This window comes from Luteimonas sp. RC10, assembly GCF_014192745.1.
Classification (GTDB): domain Bacteria; phylum Pseudomonadota; class Gammaproteobacteria; order Xanthomonadales; family Xanthomonadaceae; genus Luteimonas.
On the sequence record NZ_JACHYJ010000012.1, the window covers coordinates 1 to 20,756 of the forward strand.

At 69.6% G+C, this 20,756-nt stretch carries 11 protein-coding genes; 2 read left to right on the plus strand and 9 right to left on the minus strand.

Translation table 11 applies throughout. The features are described from left to right. The first annotated feature begins 50 nt into the window (after nucleotides 1-50). Nucleotides 51-5,120: an Ig-like domain-containing protein gene (locus tag FHW73_RS17050; protein WP_221187624.1), complete on the plus strand. Its 5,070-nt coding sequence runs from the start codon at nucleotides 51-53 to the stop codon at nucleotides 5,118-5,120. A gap of 14 nt (nucleotides 5,121-5,134) precedes the next feature. Beyond that, nucleotides 5,135-8,821, plus strand: coding sequence for a hypothetical protein (locus FHW73_RS17055; protein WP_183427955.1), 3,687 nt, complete (start codon nucleotides 5,135-5,137; stop codon nucleotides 8,819-8,821). Nucleotides 8,822-9,034: 213 nt separating this feature from the next. Here the strand turns inward: FHW73_RS17055 and FHW73_RS17060 are convergent, their stop codons facing one another. From FHW73_RS17060 to FHW73_RS17100, 9 genes are all read right to left on the minus strand, one after another. Continuing rightward, entirely contained in the window at nucleotides 9,035-10,339 is a 1,305-nt protein-coding gene (locus FHW73_RS17060; RefSeq protein WP_183427956.1) for a HAMP domain-containing sensor histidine kinase, read from the minus strand. After that, nucleotides 10,339-11,673 (minus strand): sigma-54 dependent transcriptional regulator, encoded by a 1,335-nt coding sequence (locus FHW73_RS17065; RefSeq protein WP_183427957.1) that lies wholly within the window; start codon nucleotides 11,671-11,673, stop codon nucleotides 10,339-10,341. Before FHW73_RS17065 ends, FHW73_RS17060 begins: the two co-directional genes overlap by 1 nt. Nucleotides 11,674-11,766: 93 nt before the next feature. Beyond that, entirely contained in the window at nucleotides 11,767-13,023 is a 1,257-nt protein-coding gene (locus FHW73_RS17070) for an FtsX-like permease family protein (protein ID WP_183427958.1), read from the minus strand. An 11-nt stretch (nucleotides 13,024-13,034) separates the two neighbouring features. Then, the gene (locus FHW73_RS17075; protein WP_183427959.1) at nucleotides 13,035-14,363 is read right to left on the minus strand and encodes an ABC transporter permease; all 1,329 of its coding nucleotides are present in this window, start codon (nucleotides 14,361-14,363) and stop codon (nucleotides 13,035-13,037) included. Nucleotides 14,364-14,383: 20 nt separating this feature from the next. Next, nucleotides 14,384-15,607, minus strand: coding sequence for an FtsX-like permease family protein (locus tag FHW73_RS17080; RefSeq protein WP_183427960.1), 1,224 nt, complete (start codon nucleotides 15,605-15,607; stop codon nucleotides 14,384-14,386). Between the two features lie 26 nt (nucleotides 15,608-15,633). Then, on the minus strand, nucleotides 15,634-16,932 hold the full coding sequence (locus tag FHW73_RS17085; protein ID WP_183427961.1) for an ABC transporter permease: 1,299 nt from the start codon (nucleotides 16,930-16,932) through the stop codon (nucleotides 15,634-15,636). Nucleotides 16,933-16,943: 11 nt separating this feature from the next. After that, entirely contained in the window at nucleotides 16,944-18,170 is a 1,227-nt protein-coding gene (locus FHW73_RS17090; RefSeq protein ID WP_183427962.1) for an FtsX-like permease family protein, read from the minus strand. A gap of 47 nt (nucleotides 18,171-18,217) precedes the next feature. Further along, nucleotides 18,218-19,522: an ABC transporter permease gene (locus FHW73_RS17095; protein WP_183427963.1), complete on the minus strand. Its 1,305-nt coding sequence runs from the start codon at nucleotides 19,520-19,522 to the stop codon at nucleotides 18,218-18,220. A gap of 14 nt (nucleotides 19,523-19,536) precedes the next feature. Then, nucleotides 19,537-20,754 carry an FtsX-like permease family protein gene (locus tag FHW73_RS17100; RefSeq protein WP_183427964.1) on the minus strand — a complete coding sequence of 406 codons (1,218 nt, stop codon included), beginning with the start codon at nucleotides 20,752-20,754 and terminating at the stop codon, nucleotides 19,537-19,539. Nucleotides 20,755-20,756: the final 2 nt, after the last annotated feature.

Sequence of the window (20,756 nt, forward strand, 5' to 3'; positions counted from 1 at the left end):
GCACGACGCCGGGTGGCGGCACGACGACGAGCCCGCCGGACGAAGAGGACGTGACGCTCGAGACCACGCCGTCGCTGACGGTGGTCAAGACCGCGAGCACGCCGAGCGGCAACACTGCCGGCAGCACCATCGCCTATTCGTTCCTGGTGACCAACACCGGCAACGTGACGATTGCCAACATCGCGATCGACGACGACAAGCTCGACGCCGCGGCCGTGTGCCCGGTGACGACGCTGGCGCCGGGTGCGAGCACGACCTGCACCGGCACGCACACGATCACGCAAGCGGAAGTCGACGCCGGCGAAGTGCTCAACACCGCGACCGCGACCGGCACGACGCCGGGCGGCGGCACGACGACGAGCCCGCCGGACGAGGAAGACGTCACCATCGAGCGCAACCCCGGCATGGCGACCAACAAGGCGCTGGCCGGCAACGCCGACGAGGATGGCAGCGGCACCGTCACCCTCGGCGACACGCTGACCTACACCATCACCGCGACCAATACCGGCACGGTCAGCCTGGGCAATGTGGAGGTGCGCGACGACCGCATCACGCCGTCGAGCCTGGTCTGCGCGAGCCTGGCCCCCGGTGCGAGCTGCGTGCTGACGGGCACCTATGTGGTGACCCAGGCCGACGTGAATGCCGGCCAGGTGGTCAACACCGCCGTCATCACCACCGATGAACCGGCGGTCTGCCCGGCCGGCGATACCTCCGCGGCCTGTCAGCCGTCGGTCACCATCGACGTGACGCCGTACGAGATCGTGGCCAACGACGACAGCTATGGCCCGGTCAACGGTGCCACCGGCAATCCGTCGGTCGGCAATGTGCTGGACAACGACACGCTCAATGGCGTGCCGGCGACCATCGACACGGTGACGATCACGCTTGGCACGCTGCCCACGGGCATCGTGGTGGATCCGTCGACGGGTGTGGTCGGCGTTGCGCCGGGCACCCCGGCGAGCAGCTACACCTTCGACTACACGATCTGCGAGGTGCTCAACCCGGCCAACTGCGACACCGCGACGGTGACCGTGGTGGTCGAGGCGGCCGAGATCGTGGCCAACGACGACAGCTATGGCCCGGTCAACGGCGCCACCGGCAATCCGTCGGTCGGCAATGTGCTGGACAACGACACGCTCAATGGCGTGCCGGCGACCATCGACACGGCGACGATCACGCTTGGCACGCTGCCCACGGGCATCGTGGTCGATCCCTCGACGGGCGTGGTCGGCGTCGCGCCGGGCACCCCGGCAGGCACGTACACCTTCGACTACACGATCTGCGAAGTGCTCAATCCGTCCAACTGCGACACCGCGACGGTGACCGTGGTGGTCGAGGCGGCCGAGATCGTGGCCAACGACGACAACTACGGCCCGGTCAACGGTGCCACCGGCAATCCGTCGGTCGGCAACATCCTGGACAACGACACGCTCAACGGCGTGCCGGCAACCATCGACACGGTGAAGATCACCGTCGGCGAGCTGCGTGTGGGCGTCGTGGTGGATCCGTCGACGGGCGTGGTCGGCGTCGCGCCGGGCACCCCGGCAGGCACGTACACCTTCGAGTACACGATCTGCGAGTTGCTCAACCCCGACAACTGTGACACCGCGACGGTGACGGTGGTGGTCGAGGCGGCCGAGATCGTGGCCAACGACGACAGCTACGGCCCGGTCAACGGCGCCACCGGCGATCCGTCGGTCGGCAATGTGCTGGACAACGACACGCTCAACGGCGTGCCGGCAACCCTGGACACGGTGACGATCACGGTCGGCACGCTGCCCACGGGCATCGTGGTGGATCCGTCGACGGGTGTGGTCGGCGTCTCGCCGGGCACCCCGGCGGGCAGCTACACCTTCGAGTACACGATCTGCGAAGTGCTCAATCCGTCCAACTGCGACACCGCGACGGTGACGGTGGTGGTCGAGGCAGCCGAGATCGTGGCCACCGACGACAGCTATGGCCCGGTCAACGGTGCCACCGGCGATCCGTCGGTCGGCAATGTGCTGGACAACGACACGCTCAACGGCGTGCCGGCAACGCCGGACACGGTGACGATCACGGTCGGCACGTTGCCCCCGGGCATCGTGGTGGATCCCTCGACGGGCGTGGTCGGCGTCGCGCCGGGCACCCCGGCGGGCAGCTACACCTTCGAGTACACGATCTGTGAGGTCCTCAACCCCGACAACTGCGACACCGCGACGGTGACGGTGGACGTCGAGGCGGCCGAGATCGTGGCCACCGACGACAACTACGGCCCGGTCAACGGTGCCACGGGCGATCCGTCGGTCGGCAACGTGCTGGACAACGACACGCTCAATGGCGTGCCGGCGACCCCGGACACGGTGACGATCACGGTCGGCACGCTGCCCACGGGCATCGTGGTGGATCCGTCGACGGGTGTGGTCGGCGTCTCGCCGGGCACCCCGGTAGGCAGCTACACCTTCGAGTACACGATCTGCGAGGTCCTCAACCCCGACAACTGCGACACCGCGACGGTGACGGTGGACGTCGAGGCGGCCGAGATCGTGGCCACCGACGACAACTTCGGCCCGGTCAACGGCGCCACCGGCGATCCGTCGGTCGGCAACGTGCTGGACAACGACACGCTCAACGGCGTGCCGGCGACCATCGACACGGTGACGATCACGGTCGGCACGCTGCCCACGGGCATCGTGGTGGATCCGTCGACGGGTGTGGTCAGCGTCTCGCCGGGCACCCCGGCAGGCAGCTACACCTTCGAGTACACGATCTGCGAGGTGCTCAATCCCGAGAACTGCGATACCGCCAGCGTCACGGTGGTGGTCGAGGCGCCCGAGATCACGGCGGCCGACGACAGCACGACGACCGACCAGAACACGCCGGTCACGATCCCGGTGCTCGACAACGACACCCTCAACGGTGTGCCGGTCGATGCCGACGACGTCACGGTCGTGGAGCTCACGCCGCCTGCGAACGGCAGCATCGTGATCCAGCCCGACGGGACGGTGGTCTACACCCCCAACCCCGGCTTCTCGGGCGACGACAGCTTCGAGTACCGGATCTGCGAGATCACCAACCCGGAGAACTGCGCGACGGCCACGGTGACGGTCACGGTGCGTCCGAACATCGTCGAGGCGATCGATGACGATGCCGGGACTGCGGAGCCGGGCGTGCCGACGCCGGTGGTGGTGGTCGACAACGACACCAGCACGGGGGCGCCGCTCGATCCGGGCTCGGTGACCATCCTGACCCCGCCGCAGCACGGCCAGGTGAGCTGTGCGAACGGCACCTGCAGCTACACGCCGGCGTTCGGCTACAACGGTGAGGACAGCTTCGTGTACCGCGTCTGCGACACCTCCTACCCGGCGCCGGTGTGCGACACCGCGACGGTGACGGTGAAGGTCCAGGGCGAGGCGCCGCTGCGCATTACCAAGACCGCGGCCGTGCGCGAGGTCAAGGTCGGCGATCTGGTGCGCTACACGCTGACGGTGGAGAACGTGAGCAACGCGATGGTGAGCGGGGCGCATGTCCTCGATACGCCGCCGCAGGGCTTCAGCTACGTCGACGGTTCGCTGTCGAGTGGCGACGGCCGGGCGCTGGCGGTGTCGGGCCACAACCCGATCCGCATCTCCAGCCTCGACCTTGCGCCGGGCGACACCATGAGCATCAGCTACCTGCTGCGAGTGGGCGCAGGCATCCGTGCCGGTTCCCACATTAACCAGGCCGTGGCGCAGAGCGAGAGCGGCGTGCCGCTGTCGAACATCGCCACCGCCCAGGTCGGGACCGCGTTCGATCCGCTGCTCGACGACAGCCTGGTGTTCGGCACGGTGTTCGACGATCGCAATGGCGATGGCTGGCAGGCGAGTGCGGTGCTGACCGATGTGCGGGTGCAGGGCGGGTTCGCGCCGGAGGCCTATGTTGCCGGCTCGACCACGATCGACCGCGGCGACGGGCCGCAGCCGGTTGCCGACGCCAGCGCGCCGCTGCTGCACGGGATGGCGCTGGGCACGATCACGGGCCGGCAGTCGGTCGGTGATCCGGTCGAGGCGCACCAGGTGGTCATCCGTCAGCGTCTGCGCTCGGCGACGTTTGCCGGCGACTTCGTGCTCACCAGCGCCCAGGGCGTGACGGTGCGCATGGCGGCCGACGGCAGCACGCAGGTGGAACGCGAGGGCGAGGCGGCCAAGGGTCTGTCCGCGGCCGAGCCGACCGTCACGCGACGTGTGATGCAGGAGGCCGATGGCCTGGTGGTCGAGTATGTGATCGCCAACAGCGGGATCGATGAGCGCGGCATCCCGGGCGTGCGGATTGCGTCGGTGGAAGGTCTGCTGATCGAGACCGACCAGTACGGCCGTTACCACCTGGTCGACGTGCCGGGCGGCAACGCGATGCACGGTCGCAACTTCATCCTGAAGGTGGATCCGTCCACGCTGCCGCCGGGCGCCGAGTTCACGACTGCCAATCCGCTGGTGCGGCGCGTGACGCCGGGTCTGCCGGTGCGCTTCGACTTCGGCGTCAAGTTGCCGGTGATCGAGCTGCAGGCGGGCCGCGAGGCGGTGGAGCTGGAACTGGGCGAAGTGTTTTTCGCCCCGGACAGCAGCGAACTGCGCGAGGCGTATCTGCCGGCGATCGAGGCGATGGCCGGGCAGATCGACCGCTACCGCGGTGGCCGGGTGGTCGTCACCGGTGAGGGCGAGCACGAAGCGCTTGCCTTCGCCCGGGCGGCGGCGGTCCGCGACGCACTGCAATCGCGGGTCGCACCGGACGCGGCAGCTGCGCTGACTGTCGAAATGCGGACGCGGGTCGAAGATCCGCACGCGATGGTGGCCGGCGTCGGTAACGGCGGCGTGTTGCTGGGCACCGTGTTGTTCGACACCGACAAGTCGGCCATCCGGCCGGAGTTCGAAGCGCTGCTCGACGCAGTCGCACAGCGCCTCGAAGCGCTGGGTGGCGGGACGGTCGGCATCGTGGGCCATACCGACGTGCGCGGTTCGCACGCCTACAACGTCGACCTGGGCCTGCGCCGCGCGCAGTCGGTGTTCGATGCGCTCTCGGGACGTCTGAGCCCGCAGGTCCGGGCCAAGACCCGGGTGGAAGCAAGCAGGGATCCGGCCGCTCCTGTCGGGGAGGCGCGGAAGTGAAAGGGGACCGGATCATGAAGAGGAAGCTGCTCGACGCAGCGCTGCTGGCCGCACTGGCCGGCATGGCATCGACGACCGCGGCGGCGCAGAGCGCCCCCGCGGCGCCGACCGCCGATGACGGCGCCGTTGGCGCCGCGACCATGGACTGCGATGCCGACGGCTGCCGCAGCGACGGCGACCTGCTGTTCCGGCTGCGCACGCGCAGCTACGACCAGCCGGTCACCCGCGGCACCAGCGAGGCGTCCTCGTCTCAGGCGCTGCAGCCCGATCGCCGCGTCAGCGTCGCGCTGGAGCAGCTCGGTCGCGCGACCGCGGTGGGCCAGTTCTCGGTGCAGTTGCCCGGTGGCGGCGCCATCTGGGCGACCGAGGACCCCAACCTCGGCCAGCCGGAGCTGTCGGTGTCGGCGCCGACGATGGTGCCGTTCGAGAATGGCCGCATCGTCAAGCCGGTGCGCTTCTTCGCGCGCAGCAACTACATCGACTTCGTCGAGCGGCTGGAGCTGACGCTCTACCGCGCCGCCGATGCCGATCTGATCGAGCCGATCGCGCAGTTCGAACTGCCGCGATCGGCGGTCGCCGATGCCGAGTGGGACGGCACGCTGCCCGCAGGCCGCCAGTACCGGACCGGCGACGAGCTGGTGTACGTGCTGCGCGCCTATGACGCGGCCGGCAACTTCGACGAAACCTTCGTCCAGCGCCTGCAACTGGTGACGCCGGCCGAAGCCGAACGCGGCGCACAGATCCTGCGCCAGAGCACCGAGCGGGGCCTGGGCATGTCGCTGGGCGCCGATCAGGCGGCCGCGCAGGCGCTGGTCGACAACGTGTTCTCGGGCAATGGCCTGCGCCAGCAGAACATCCCGGTCTACGGCTCGCGCGTGCGCATCACCGGCCGCAATCTGCCCGAAGGGCAGGCGCTGCTGATCAATGGCGAGAACTACCCGGTCGATCTGGAACGCAAGTTCGTCGCCGAGTATCTGATGCCGGTCGGTCAGCACCGCTTCGATATCGGGCTGCGTGGCCGCGATGGCGAAGTGTCGGAGCACGCGCTCGATGTCGACGTCAGCGGACGCTATTTCTTCGGCGTCGGTATCGCCGACGTCACCGTCTACCAGAACAAGGCCAGCGGCCCCGGCCGCGAGATGGCGATGGCCGGCCGCGAAGACGACATCCTCAGCGACGGGCGCCTGGCGTTCTACGGCAAGGGCAAGATCGGTGGCAAGTATCTGATCACCGCCCAGGCCGACACCCAGAACCGGCCGCTGAGCGACCTGTTCGATGGCTTCACCTCGGCCGACCCGCAGGACGTGTTCCGGCGGGTCGATCCCGACCTGTACTACCCGACCTACGGCGACGACTCGACGACCTATCGCGACGTCGACACCATGGGCCGGTTCTACGTGCGCATGGACTGGGACAAGAACCAGGCGCTGTGGGGCAATTTCTCGACCGGTTTCACCGGCACCGAGTACGGGCAGTACCAGCGTGCGCTCTACGGTGCCGCGCTGGCCTGGCGCTCGCGCATGGCCAATGCCTGGGGCGATCCTGGGACCGAGCTGCGTGCGTTCGTGTCCGAGGCGCAGACCGCGCCGGGCCACAGCGAGTTCTCCGGTACCGGCGGCAGCCTGTACTACCTGCGCCACACCGACGTGCTGCCGGGCTCGGAGCAGGTCGTGGTCGAGGTCCGCGATCCGACCACCGGTCGTGTCGAGGCACGGACGGTGCTGCTGCGCGGCGCCGACTACGAGATCAACGAGTTGCAGGGCCGGATCATGCTGACCCGCCCGCTCTCGCAGGTCAGCCGCGAAAACCTGCCCACGATCATCCGCGACCAGCCGCTCGACGGGTTCGATGTGCGCATGCTCGTCGATTACGAGTGGGTGCCCAGCGGCTTCGACCCCGACGAGCTCACCGCCGGCCTGCGCGGCAAGCACTGGTTCGGCAATCACGTCGGCGTCGGTGCGACCTGGGTGGATGAAAGCCGGGCGGGTGAAGACTACACGCTGATGTCGGCCGACCTCACGCTGCAGGCCGGCAAGGGCACCTACCTCAAGATCGAGCACAGCCGCACCGAGGCGACCAGCGCGCCGGTGTTCTTCTCCAGCGACGGCGGCCTGACGTTCGGGCAGCTCAATCCGGTCGGCCCGCGCGAAGGCGAAGCCACCGCGGTCGAAGCCCGCGCGAACTTCCGCGAGCTCGGCTGGACCACCAGCGACTGGAGCACCGGTGCGTGGTGGCGTCGCGTGGATGCCGGCTTCTCGGTCGCGCGCTTCGACATCGGTGCCGATGTCGAGGAGTACGGCGCCGAGGTGCTGGGCGAGTTCGGTCGCGACGTCGGCTTCTACGCGCGCTACAGCCGTGCCGAGCGCGGCGCCGAGACCTTGACCCAGGCCCAGGCGGTGACCGAGTGGCGCTTGTCGGATGTCAACGCGCTTGCCGCCGAGATCCGCCGCGTCGAGGAGGGCCGCCTTGGCGGCGATGCGACCGGTGTGCTCGGTGCGCTGCGCTACACGCACCGTTTCGGCACCGCGCTGGATGTCTACGGCACCGCGCAGCTGACGCTCGACGACGACGGCGGCTACGCCGACAACGATGCCTACACCCTGGGCGGCCGCTACAACTTCGCCAACCTGTCGAGCGTGGGCGCCGAAGTCACGACCGGCGATCGCGGCGACGCGGCGCAGATCAACGGCGAGTACCGCCTGACCCCGCAGCACAGCTTCTACGGCGCGTACACCTATTCGACCGACACCACCGAGTACGACCCGCTGTTCAACCGTTCGCAGCAGAACGGCTGGACGCTGGGCCAGCGCTGGCGGCTGTCGAACCAGGTCAACCTGTTCAACGAAAGCCAGTTCCTCAAGTCCCGCTACGAGTCCGGCCTGGCGCATACCTACGGCATGGATTTCTACCCGGCGATCGGCTGGAACCTCGGCCTGACGTTGTCGGACGGCGATCTGACCAACCGCGACGGTGGCCAGATCGACCGGCGCGCGATCAGCGTGTCGGGCGGGCGGACCTCGTCGAGGACGGATTGGCAGAGCAAGATCGAGTGGCGCGAGGACAGCGGCGTGGAGCGGCGGACCCAGTGGGTCACGACCAACCGGGTGCAGCATCGCCTCAACGAAAGCTGGCGCGTCGCCGCCCGCTTCAACTACGCCGATACCCAGGACGACCTGAACCCGGCGGCCAGCGCGAAGTTCATCGAGAGCAATCTCGGCTTCGCCTACCGCCCGTGGGACAGCTCGCGCTGGGGTCTGTTCGGCCGCTACACCTACCTGTACGACCTGGCGACGCTGGGTCAGATCGGCGGTGCGCAGGTCGACCAGAAGTCGCAGGTGCTGTCGCTCGAAGGCGTCTACCGCCTCGACGACCACTGGGAAGTGGCCGGCAAGCTGGCGCGGCGCGAAGGCGAGGCCCGGTACGGTCGCGGCACCGGCGCGTGGTTCGACTCGGCCACGACGTTCGCGGCCACCCAGGTGCGCTACGAGTTGCTGCAGCGTTGGCATGCACTGGCCGAGTACCGCTGGCTCGACGTCGACGATGGCGGCACGCGTCAGGGCTGGATGGTCGGTGTGGACCGCGATATCGGTCGCAACTTCCGGATCGGTGTGGGCTACAACTTCACCGATTTCAGTGACGACCTGACCGACTTCGACTACGACCACCGCGGCGTTTACATCAACTTCGTCGGCAGCTACTGAGCCGATCGCGACCGGCGCACGACGCGCCGGTCGCCCTTGAGGGCCGGCGCGTGGTGGCACGCGCCGGCCTTTGTTTTTCTCTTCAGGGCCAAGCAGCCCACGCCGGCCGAATGCATGCGGCATGCGCAGCCATCTGTCTGCGCCGCCGCGGGCACCGCGCCCAGCGCTCGATTGTCCTGCCGGGCCTATTGCCCGGACGCCTGGCTGCCTGGGTCAGGCCGGCAGTTGCAGGCTCACCCGCAGCCCGCCGCCGTCACGGTTCTGCAGGGCGATCCGCCCACCATGGGCTTCGGCGATCTCGCGTGCCAGTGCCAGCCCAAGGCCAGTGCCGTTGCGCTTGGTCGAGTAGAACGGCAGCAGCGCGTTGGCGAGCACCGCCTCGTTCATGCCGTCGCCGCGATCGAGAACATCGATCCGCCAGCCATCGGGCAGCCGTCGCAGCCGCAGCCGCACCTGATCGGCAGGGGATCCGGATTCGTGCGCGTTGCGCAGCAGGTTGATCAGGCATTGCGCCATCTGCGCGACATCGACACGCACCTGGCCGCCGTCGTCGCCTTCCAGCGTGAACGGCACCTGGTCGCGCAGGCGCGCGAGGAATGTGTGCCAGGGCACCGTTTCGGTGCGCGGCGCTGGCAACTTCGCAAAGCGCGCGTAGTCGCGGATGAATCCCTCGAGGTGGCGTGCGCGCTCCTCGATGGTCGCCAGGGCATCGGGCAGGCGCTCGAGCTGGCCGCGCCGCAGCAGCTCCGCACCCGAGTGCGCGAGCGAGGCGATCGGCGCCAGCGAGTTGTTGAGCTCGTGGCTGATGACCCGGATGACCTTCTTCCAGGTCTGCACTTCCTGTCGGCGCAATTCGGTCGTCAGCCTGCGCAGCAGCACCAGTTCGTGGCGGCGGCCGTTGAGGCGAAACGAACGCCGCGACAGGTGGTAGATGTCCTCCTGGTCCTCCTCGCCGACGCTCAGCAGGCCGTCGCCGCCGCGCAGCAAGGCCTCGCGCAGCGCCGGCGGCGCCTGCGCCGCCAGTGCCTCGAAGCCCTGGCCCTCCAGCCGGCGCCCGTCGCCGAGCAACTGGCGTGCGGCGACATTGCCGAGCACCACGCGCTGCTGCGGATCGAACAGCACCATCGCCACCGGGGTGTTCTGCACCATCGTGTCGAGCAGCAGTTCGCGTTGCACCAGCGCATGGCGCTGCTCGCGCAGCACGTCGCCGAGCCGGTTGTGTGCCGCCACCAGTTCGCCGAGCTCGCCGCCGCCGTCCCAACGGATGCCAAAGCCGTAGTCGCCATCCCGATAGGAGGTGACCGCGCCGGCCAGCGCGCGGAACAGCGCACGCACCGGACCGAGCATCCGCTGCGCTGCCCACAGCAGGCCGGGCAGGCACAGCGCGGCGGCTGCGAGCACCGCCGACCAGGCCGGTAGCCAGCGTGTGAGCCAGGCGGCGAGCAGCGCGACGGCGATCGCGAACAGCGACGCCAGGGCGCCGAGGCGGATCGTCAGCGGCAGCTGGCGTGCAGGCATCAGTCGCGCCGCAGACCCAGGCGGTCCATGCGCCGATACAGCGCCTGGCGCGAGAGCCCGAGGTCGGTGGCCGCCTGCGCCAGTACGCCGCCGGCACGCGCCAGCGCGGCCTCGATCGCCGCGCGGTCCGGCTCGGGCGCACCGGACGCCGGCATGGTGGCTTGTGGCAGCCCCAGCGCGTCGGCGGCGATCGCCGCCTCCTGCGACAACAGCGCGGCGCGCTGGACCGCATTGCGCAACTCGCGCACGTTGCCCGGCCAGCGGTGCGCGAGCAGGGCGCGCTCGGCGGGGCGCGACAGCGACCGGCCGGCCGGCAGGAAGTGCCGCGCCAGCGGCAGGATGTCGTCCGGGCGATCGGCCAGCGCCGGCACCTTGAGCTCGATCGCGTTGAGCCGGTAGTAGAGATCTTCGCGGAAGCGCCCGTCGGCGATCGCCGCGGGCAGATCGGCATTGGTCGCGCTGACCACCCGCACGCGGACCTGGCGCTCGCGGTTGGAGCCGAGCCGCTCGAAGCGCCCGGTCTCGAGCACCCGCAGCAGCTTCATCTGTCCGGCCAGCGGCAGGTTGCCGATCTCGTCGAGGAACAGCGTGCCGCCATCGGCGGCCTCGAACTTGCCTTCGCGCGCCCGATTGGCGCCGGTGTAGGCGCCAGCATCGGCGCCGAACAACTCGGCCTCGATCAGGTCGGCCGGCAACGCGCCGCAGTTGAGCGCGACGAACGGACCGTCGCGGACCGCAGAGTTGGCGTGGATGATCTCGGCGATCTTCTCCTTGCCTGCGCCGTTGGGCCCGGTGACCAGCACCGGCAGTTCCGAGCGCGCGACCTGGACGGCCAGACTGAGCACGCGCTCACTCGCGGCGTCGTCGAAGACCGTGCCGCGCAGGTCGTAGGCATCCTCGAGCGCGTGCCGGTCACGCTGCTCGCGGCTGCGGCGGCGCTCGAGTTCGCGCCGGCTGGCCGACAGTTCCAGCAGATTGGCGACCGTCGCCATCAGCTTGTGGTCGTCCCAGGGTTTGGCCAGGTAGTCGGCCGCGCCGGCCTTCACCAGTCCGACCGCGGACTCGAGGTGCGTCCACGCGGTCAGCAGCACCACCGGCAACTCGGGATGGCGCGCGTGGATCGCCTCGAACAGCGCCGCGCCCTCGTCCCCGGACGTGGTATCGGCGCGGAAGTTCATGTCCTGGATCACCAGGTCGACCGGCTCGCGCGCGAGCGCGGCCAGGCCGGCTTCGGGCGAGTCGGCGTACACCGTGTCGATGTCGTGCAGCGAGAGCAGCACCTCGAGCGCGGTGGCCACCGCGGGGTTGTCGTCGATGATCAGGACGGTGGGCATGGGGGAGCGCTGGGGCCTGTTCGCGAGGGACGCGTCCGGGGAGCCATTCTGGCACTGCCCGGCGCGGTGGAGGTCGGTTCGGTGTCGACCGCTTCACGCACTGCGGGTGGCGACCGCCGGCGGCACCGCCGCTGCGCGTCGCGCCGGGCCGAGGACGGCGAGCTGGCCCAGCAGCCACAGCAGCGCCGCACCGATCGGCAGGTAGGCCAGCGGCAGACGCGCCATCGCGTAGTGCTGCATCAGCCACTGGTTGATCGCGTATGCGGCGAGCATCCCGGGGACCAGGCCGGCCGCGACGATGAGTGCGTTCTCGGCCAGGAAGTGCCGCAGCACGTCGCCGCGGGTTGCGCCGAGCGCGCGGCGAATGCCGATCTGGCGGATCCGCTGCTCGATCCAGTAGCCGGTCAGGCTGGCGATGCCGATCAGCGTGATCAGCGTGACGACCAGGCAGACGGTGCCCAGCAGCCACACTGCCGCGCGCCGGGTATTGAACGCATCCGAGCGCTGGGACTCGTAGTCGACGATGATCGGCGCGATGCCGGTCATCAGCTGCGGGCCGTCCTGGCGCGCGAAGACCGCCTGGATCTGCGCCCGCACCGCTTCGCGCGCGTCCGGCTCGGTGCGGACCGCGAATGCCAGAATCGGCAGGTCCTCGAAGACCCGGTTGGGAATCAGCATCGAGTACTCGGCCTGGCCATCGTCGAGCTCGGAGAGCTGGTAGCGCAGCAGGCGGCGCACGGTGCCGACCACGACATAGCGCGGTTCGCCGGCATCGCTGAGCACGCCGCCGATCGCGTCGCCATCCGGGAACAGCGTGCGTGCCAGCGCCTCGGTCAGGATCGCCGGCACGATGCCGCGGCGCGCGTCGTCGCCGAACAGGCTGCCATCGCGGGCGTAGTCGCCGTCCTCGAAGTCGCGGCCACGCACCAGCTCCAGCCCGAGCGCCGGCACCAGCCCCTCGCCGGCGAAGCCGGTCGCGGTGACGCTGACCTCGGCCGGGCTGTCGAGCGTGAGAGTGAACGTCATCGTCTGGCGCATCGGGATGCCGAGGGTCGGCGCCACCGCACGCACGCCCGGAATCGTCTGCAGCGACTGCTTCAGGGACTGCACGTCCGCGGTGGTCCAGCGCCCCTGTGCCTGGATCAGCTGGTCGACCAGCAGCAGTTGCCCACGCACGATGCCGTCGGGAATCAGCATCGGGCCCACCTGGCGCTGCAGCAGGAACAGCGCATTGGTCAGGATCGCGCAGGCCAGCGCGATCTGCGCGATGACCAGCACCGGCATCAGCCGCTGTCGGTGCAGCACAGAAAGAATCGGCCGCAGGGGCGGGAGGGTGGCCAATCGGATCATCGAAGGCTCCATCAAAGGCTCTTGACCTGCAGCGCGGGTTCGATCCGCGCCGCGCGCCAGGCGGGCAGCAGTCCGACCAGCAGGCCGACCGCGACGGCGAGGCTGAGCAGTCCGGCGTACAGCCCCGGCTGCAGCACGGCCTGTTCGGTATAGCCACGGTCCTGCAGGCGCACGATCCACAGCCCGAACAGGGTCAGTGGCAGCGCCAGCAGGCCGCCGGCCAGGCCCGCCGCCCCGGCTTCGACCAGGCACTGGACGACGACCGTCCGGCGGCTCGCGCCCAGCACCCGGCGCACGCCCAGTTCGCCGCCGCGGCGCAGGAAACGTGCGGCCAGCAATCCGGCGACGTTGACCATGCACAGGCTGAGCAGCCCGAGCGAGAGCCACAGGTTCAATCGCACGCTGTCGGGCACCACGCGGTTGGCCGTCAGCCAGGCGCGCACGCTGTACACCTGCGCTTGCGGTGGGCGCTCGAACGCACCGGTGTCGTGGCGTTGCCGGGCATACCGCTCGAGCGCGGCGCGGAAACCGTCGACCGCCTGCGGTGTCGGCAACTCGGCCCAGAGCTGCAGGAAGCGGCAGGCGCCGATATCGAGCTCGTTGAAGCGGAAGCCCCCGGTCCCGCCGCGATCGCAGTCCTGCGTGCTGATCGGGGTCACGCCGACTGCGAGCGCGCTGTCCAGCGGCAAGAATGCGCGGATCGCCAGTGCCTCGCCCCAGCCCGAATCCGACTCCTGCAGCGCGTAGAAGCCCGGCTGCGGATTCCATTCGGCGCTGATGCCCACGACCCGCACCTGCCCCTGGCCGACGCGGAGCAACTGGCCGGTGCCGTCGGCGCGACCGAACAGCCGCAGGCTGGTGCGTGCGTCGATGATCGCGACCGGGGCGTGATCGCGTGCTTCCTGTTCGGTCCAACTGCGGCCATGCAGCAGCGGCACCCCGAACATCGAGGGCAGGGGGCCGGTCGCGAGCAATGCACGCACCGATTCGCGTCGTGCGTCCTCGCCTTCCAGGGTCAGCGAGGTCGGCACCAGTGCGGTCTGCCGGATGTCGGGTTGGGCATTGGCGATGGCCTGGACGTCGGCCAGCTTCAACAGCCGCGGCGGGGCGCCGACGTCGTCGGCCGCACGTGCGCCTGCGGCCGGCGCCTGGCGCGAATCGACCCAACCCAGGTACAGATGCTGGCTCAGACCCGGCAAGGGATCGGCCGAGAGCATCGACAGCAGGGTCAGCATCGTCATCGTGGCCGCCAGCCCCATGGCCAGGGTTGCGACCGCCAGCCCCATCGTGCGCGGATGTCGCAACAGGCCCCGCACCCCCAACTCGAACGCATACCGCATTCCCATCCTCCTCGATCGCCTCAGGTGCTGCGGGTGGCCACCGCCGGCGGCACCGAGGCGGCGCGCCGCGCCGGCCAGTACACCGCGATCTGTCCGAGCGCCCAGAGCACCAGCGCGCCGGCCGGCAGATACATCAGCGGCAGCCGGCCCAGTTCGTAGCGCGCCATCAGCAACTGGTTGAGGCCATAGGCCAGCAGCATCCCGAGCGCGATGCCCATCGTCGCCAGCAGGAAGTTCTCCACCTGGAAGTAGCGCAGGATCTGGCCGCGGGTCGCGCCGAGTGCACGGCGGATGCCGATCTGCTTGGCGCGCTGCTGCACCCAGAAGCTGGCCAGGCCGATGATGCCCAGTGCGGTGACCACCAGCAGGGCGATGCAGACCACGACCAGCAGCGCCGCCATCGCCCGGTCCTGCCGGTAGTACTGTTCGCGCAGTTCGCTGATGAGGTCCTTGTTGACCGTCACCCGGTTGGGATCGATCCGCTTGAGTGCGGCCTCGGCCGCCTCCAGCACCTCGCGGCGCTGCGCAGGATCGGTCCGGATCAGGTAGTTGAGATTGGGCGAGGCCACGCGGACCGGCAGCAGCATCGTCGCATCGCCCGGCCCGGATCGATCGTTCGGACGCGCCAGCGTCTCGACGACGCCCACGATCGGCATCGGCGCGCTGCCCCAGCTGTAGATGTGCTTGCCCACCGCGTCCTCGCCCGGGAACAGCGCCTGCGCCATGGCGCGGTTGACGATCACCGCGGGCACCTTCGAGTCCTCGCCGCCGGCATCGATGCGTGCCATGTCCACGTACTCTTCGGCGTTGAAGCCGCGGCCGGCGATCAGGCGCAGGCCGAGCGTGTCGAGCAGGTCCTCGCTGCCCAGGTAGGGCGAGGCGATCAGCGTGTTGTTCACCTGGTCGTCGCTGAGCCGGACGCCGCTGGTCGAACTGCTGTTGCCATAGGGGATCTGGGTCGCGGCCGCCACGTGCAGGACCCCCGGCACTGCGCGCAGCGCCGCCAGATCGCGCGCGACATAGGCATTGAGATCGAGCGTCTCGTCCAGGCTGACGCGTGGCATCTGCAGGCGGACAAGTTCGTTCTCCACCGCGCCGCTGGGGCGGGCCATGCGGTCGATGCGACGGTCGATCAGATAGATGGCGTTGCAGATGATCGCGCAGGCGAGCGCGATCTCCATCACGATCAGGGCGGCCGCGGTCTTGTGGCGGCGCAGGGTGGAGAAGATGGGGCGGATGTCCATGCGGGTGTCCGTCGGGTGGGCCGGGGTCAGTTGGATTTGAGCTGGATCGCGGGCATGACCTGGGTCGCTCGCCAGGCGGGGAGCAGGCCGGCCAGCAGCGTGGCGACGATCGACAGCGCGAATGTGGTCAGCAGCATGGTCGGGTCGAGCCGGGCGAGCTCGGCGTAGGTGCTCGGCGCCTGGCGCACAGCCCACAGGCCGCAGAGCGCGACCGCGAGCCCGGCGATGCCGCCGGCGACGCCGATCGTGCCGGCTTCGACCAGGAACTGCGCGAAGATCGCCTTGCGCGAGGCCCCCAGCGAGCGCCGGACGCCGATCTCCGACGCGCGGCGCAGGCTCTTGGCCAGCAGCAGGCCCACCGTGTTGACCAGGCACACCAGCAGGAAACCGAACGCCAGCCAGACCTGCAGGCGCACGTCGCCAGGCACGATCTGGGCATGGTCGAGATGCGCGCGCACATCGCGCAGGCGCACATTCGCCGGCCGCACGAAGCGTCCGGCCTGGCGTTGCTGTTCGGAGTACGCGAGCAGATAGTCGCGATACGCCGCGGCATCGCCTGGCGAATCGAGCTCCACCCAGTACTGCAGCCAGGCGCACGGCGCGTTGCGGGCGTTGGAATCGATGCCGCTCGAATCGCCCCAGCAGCTCATGCTGCCCATGCGCGAGAGCTTGGCGTCCATCGCGGCCGAGAACGGCACGAACACCGATTCCAGCGGCTCGAATCCATCCAGATTGAGGTCCCAGAACCGCGGCGTCGGCCGCCACGGTGCCAGCACACCGATGACCTGGAACGCGTTGCCGTCGATGCGCAGCGTCTTGCCAGTGCTGTCGCCGCCGCCGAACACCTTCTGGTTGGTCTCGGCCGAGATCACCGCCACGCGCGCAGCGTCGGCATCGTCCTGTGCGCTCCAGCCGCGTCCGAACGCCAGCGGCGCGTCGAACATCGGAAAGAACTCGCCAGTGGTGTAGCGCGCGTCGGTGAAGTACGGCGATGCGCCTTCGGGCTCCAGCGCCACGAAGCCACCGCTCATGAAGGCCTGGCGCTTGCCCCGGGCCTCGTGCAACAGCGTCTCGGAATCGAAACGGGTCATGTTGCGCGCCGGCTCGCCGCCGGCCGTGTAGCCGGTCATCGGTTCGGGATCGAGCTGGACATGGAACAGCCGGTCGCTCTTGGCCGGGATGGGGTCGCCCGACAACACGTGGAACACGGTCAGCGTGGTCATGCTCGCGCCGATGCCCAGCGCGATCGCCAGCACCATCAACGCGGTCAACATGCGGTTGCGCCGGAAGCTGCGCACCGCGAGATTGCAGTAGTAACCAAACATGGTGGGATCCTTCAGGCGGCGCGAGTGGCGATGGCGGGGGAGATGGCGGCGGCGCGCAGTGCCGGCCACAGCACGGCGGCCTGCCCGAGCACCCACAGCAGCAGTGCGCAGGCCGGCAGGTAGGCCAGCGGCAGGCGCGGGAGTTCGTAGCGGCCCATCATCAGCTGGTTGAGCGCATAGGCCAGGGCCATGCCCAGGACGACGCCGGTGCTGGTGAGCAGGAAGTTCTCGGCCTGGAAGTGGCGCAGGATCTGCGCTCGGGTCGCCCCCAGCGCGCGGCGCACGCCGATCTGGCGCGTGCGCTGTTGCACCCAGAAGCTCGCCAGACCGACGATGCCGAACGCGGTCACCACCAGCAGCACGATCGAGACGGTCGACAGCAGGCCGATCATCTCGCGATCGTTGCGGAAGTAGTCTGCGCGGATGGCCTCGTAGGCACTGCGGGCAAGGATCAGCCGGTTGGGATCGACCGCCTCGAGGGCATCGACCGCGGCCGCGAGCACCGCGTCGCGGCGGGCCGGATCGGTCACGCGGACGAGATACGAGCCGCCGTTGTTGTAGTGCAGGCGGACCGGCACGAGGAACGAGAACGTGCCCTCACCGTCGCTTGGCGAGGGCCGGGCCAGGGATTCGACAACGCCGACAATGACCAATGGCATCGGCCCGAGGTACATCGTGCGTCCAACCGCCTGTTCGCCGGGAAACAGCCGCTCGGCCATCGAGGCGGTGACGATGGTTGCGCCGCGCACACCTTCGCTGCCATCGAGCGCTTCCACCTCGGCAACGTCCATGTATTCGTCAGGCAGGAAGTCGCGACCCGCGACCAGGCGGATGCCCAGCGTCGCGATGGTGGTTTCATCGGCGTGGTAGCGCGCCGCGTGCAGGGTCGGCTGCGCCTGGTCGGCGGTCAGCGATACCCCGGAGTTGCTGGACGAAAACCGATAGAACGGCAACTGGTTGGTGACCGTGGCCCCGGCAACGCCGGGCACGGCGCGCAGCGCTGCCAGATCCTCGCGTGTCCGCGCGCCGGCGTCGGTCTGCGGCCCGATGCCGCTGAGCCGGATCTGCAGCAGTTCGCGTTCGGCAATGCCGCTGGGGCGGCGGACCGCATCGATGCGCTCGCCGATCAGGAACAACGCGTTGCAGACGATCGCGCAGGTCAGCGCGATCTCCAGCACGATCAGCAGCGCCGCGGTCCGGTGGCGGCGCAGTGACGAGATGATGGGGTGGATGTGCATGGCGGTGACCTGTGGATGCGCGATAGGGGGGGCGGGGCGAGCGCGTGTCACTGCGACTTGAGCTGGATCGCCGGTGCGATCTGCATCGATCGCCAGGCCGGGAGCAGGCCGGCGGCGATGCTGGCCACGAGCGCGAGCACGAACGTGAGCAGCAGCATCGCGCTGTCGAGATGGGCGAGCGCGGCGTAATCGGTCGGGCGCTGGCGCACGGCCCACAGGCCGGCCTGCGCGAGCCCCAGCCCGAGCAGGCCGCCGGCGATCCCGACCGTGCCGCTCTCGACGATCGCCTGCACGAACACGTCGCGGCGCGAAGCGCCAAGCGCGCGACGCACACCGATCTCGCCGCCGCGGCGCAGGAACTTGGCCAGCAGCAGGCCCACGGTGTTGACCAGGCAGACCAGCAGGAAGCCCAGCGCCAGCCACAGCTGCAGACGCACGTCGCCGGGGACGACCTTGCGATGGTCGAGCCAGTCCATCACGCTGCGCAGTCGCACGTTGGCAGGGCGCTCGAACCGCCCCGCCGCCTTCTGCTGCGCGGAATAGTTGGCGAGGTAGGCCTTGAAGGCATCCGCCTGCGCCGGGTTCTCGAGTTCCACCCAGTACTGGATCCAGGTGCAGGGCGCGTTGACAGCCCGGCTGTCGTTGGTCGGCCCGCTACCGAAGCAGTTGCTGCTGCCCGATGTGCCCATCTTCAGGTCGATGGCGGTCGAGAACGGCAGAAACAGGTGCTCCTGGCCGTCGAAGCGGCCGGTGTTGAGATCGTAGAACTTGGGGCGCGGCAACCAGTCGTCGATCACGCCAACGATCCGCAGCGCAGTGCCGTCGACGCGGATCTGTCGGCCGACGCTGTCGGCGCCGCCGAACAGCTTGTCGTTGAGGGTGCGTCCGATCACCGCGACGCGGCCGCGTCCGGCGTCGTCCTGCGCCGTCCAGCCCTGGCCGTGGAGGAAGGGCACATCGAACATCGCAAAGAAGTCGGCCGAGGTGTAGCGCATGGACTCGAGAAACGGGCGAACGGCGCTGTCTTCGGCCTCGATGATCCCGCCGCCCCCGGTCATCATCGCCTGCCGCGTCGCGTGTCCATCGCGCAACAAGGCCTCCGCATCGAAGCGGGTGAGCTGGCTGTCGGGTTCGGCGCCCGGCACGTAGGTGGCCAGCGGCTCGGGATCGAGCTGGACATGGAACAGCCGGTCGCTCTTGCCCGGAATCGGGTCGCCCGACAGCACGTGGAACACCGTCAGCGTGGTCATGCACGCACCGATGCCCAGTGCGAGCGTGATCACCATCAGCGCGGTCAGCACGCGGTTGCGGCGGAAGCTGCGCAGGGCGAGGGTCAGGTAGTAACCGAGCATGGCGGGTCCGTACGTCAGGCGCTGCGAGTGGCGATGGCGGGGGAGATGGCGGCGGCGCGCAACGCCGGGCCCAGAACGGCCGCCTGGCCGAGCAGCCACAGCAGCGCCGCGCCCAGCGGCAGGTACGACAGCGGCAGGCGCGCCAGTTCGAAATGGCGCATCAGCAGCAGGTTGCCGCCATAGGCCAGCGCCATGCCCAAAGCGATGCCCAGACCGGCGAGCAGAAAGTTCTCGAGCTGGAAGTAGCGCAGGATGTCGCCGCGGGTCGCACCGAGCGCGCGGCGCACGCCGATCTGCCGGGTGCGCTGCTGGACCCAGAAGCTGGCGAGCCCGACGATGCCCAAGGCCGTCACCAGCAGCATCGCGGCGATCACGCCGAGCAGCAGCCAGGCCATCGCGCGGTCGCGCTCGAAATAGCGTTCGCGCAGGTCCGACAGCGGACGGCTCTGGTCCAGATCGATCACCGCCTCGGGCACGGCCGCGGCCACTGCGTCGCGCGCGGCGATCGCCAGCCGGGGCAGGTCGAGCGGATCGGCGCGCAATGCGTAGACGCCCGACTGCGCCTCATCGCGCACCGGCACGATCACCGACCACTGCGCGCCGGCAACGCCATTCTCGCTGCGTCCGGGATTGGGGCGGGCGAAGTGCGCCAGCAGGCCGGCGACGCGGAAGTGGTAGTCGCCCATCCAGAATTCGCGGCCGATCGCCGCCTCGCCCGGCCACAGGTGGGCGGCGAAGGCCTCGGTGATCCAGACCTCGGCCTCGGTCGGCAGGAAGTTCTCGATCGGCTGGAAATCCGCCGCCTCGAAGCCCCGACCCTGCGACGGCCGCAGGCCGAGCGTCTCGATCGCATCGGGACCGAAGGTGTAGAAATGTGGCACGCCGCCGAAGTGCCGGCCTTCGGCATCCAGCGTCACGCCGGCGTCGGCGTCGCGGATGCCGAACGGCGTGGCATTGAGCACCCCGGCCGCCTGTACGCCCGGCAGGCCGCGGATCGCCGCCAGCACCCGGGCGTTGACATCGGCGTTGACGCAACCGTCGCAGCCGCGCAGTGCCACGACCGCCAGCGATGGCGCGTCGATGCCGCTGTCGATGCGCATCAGCGCCAGGCGCCCGGCGATCAGGAAGCAGGCATTGCACAGCACCGCGCAGGCGAGCGCGATCTCGAGCACGATCAGGCTCGTGGCGATGCGGTGCCGGCCCAGGGCGGCGACGATCGGTCGGATGTCCATCA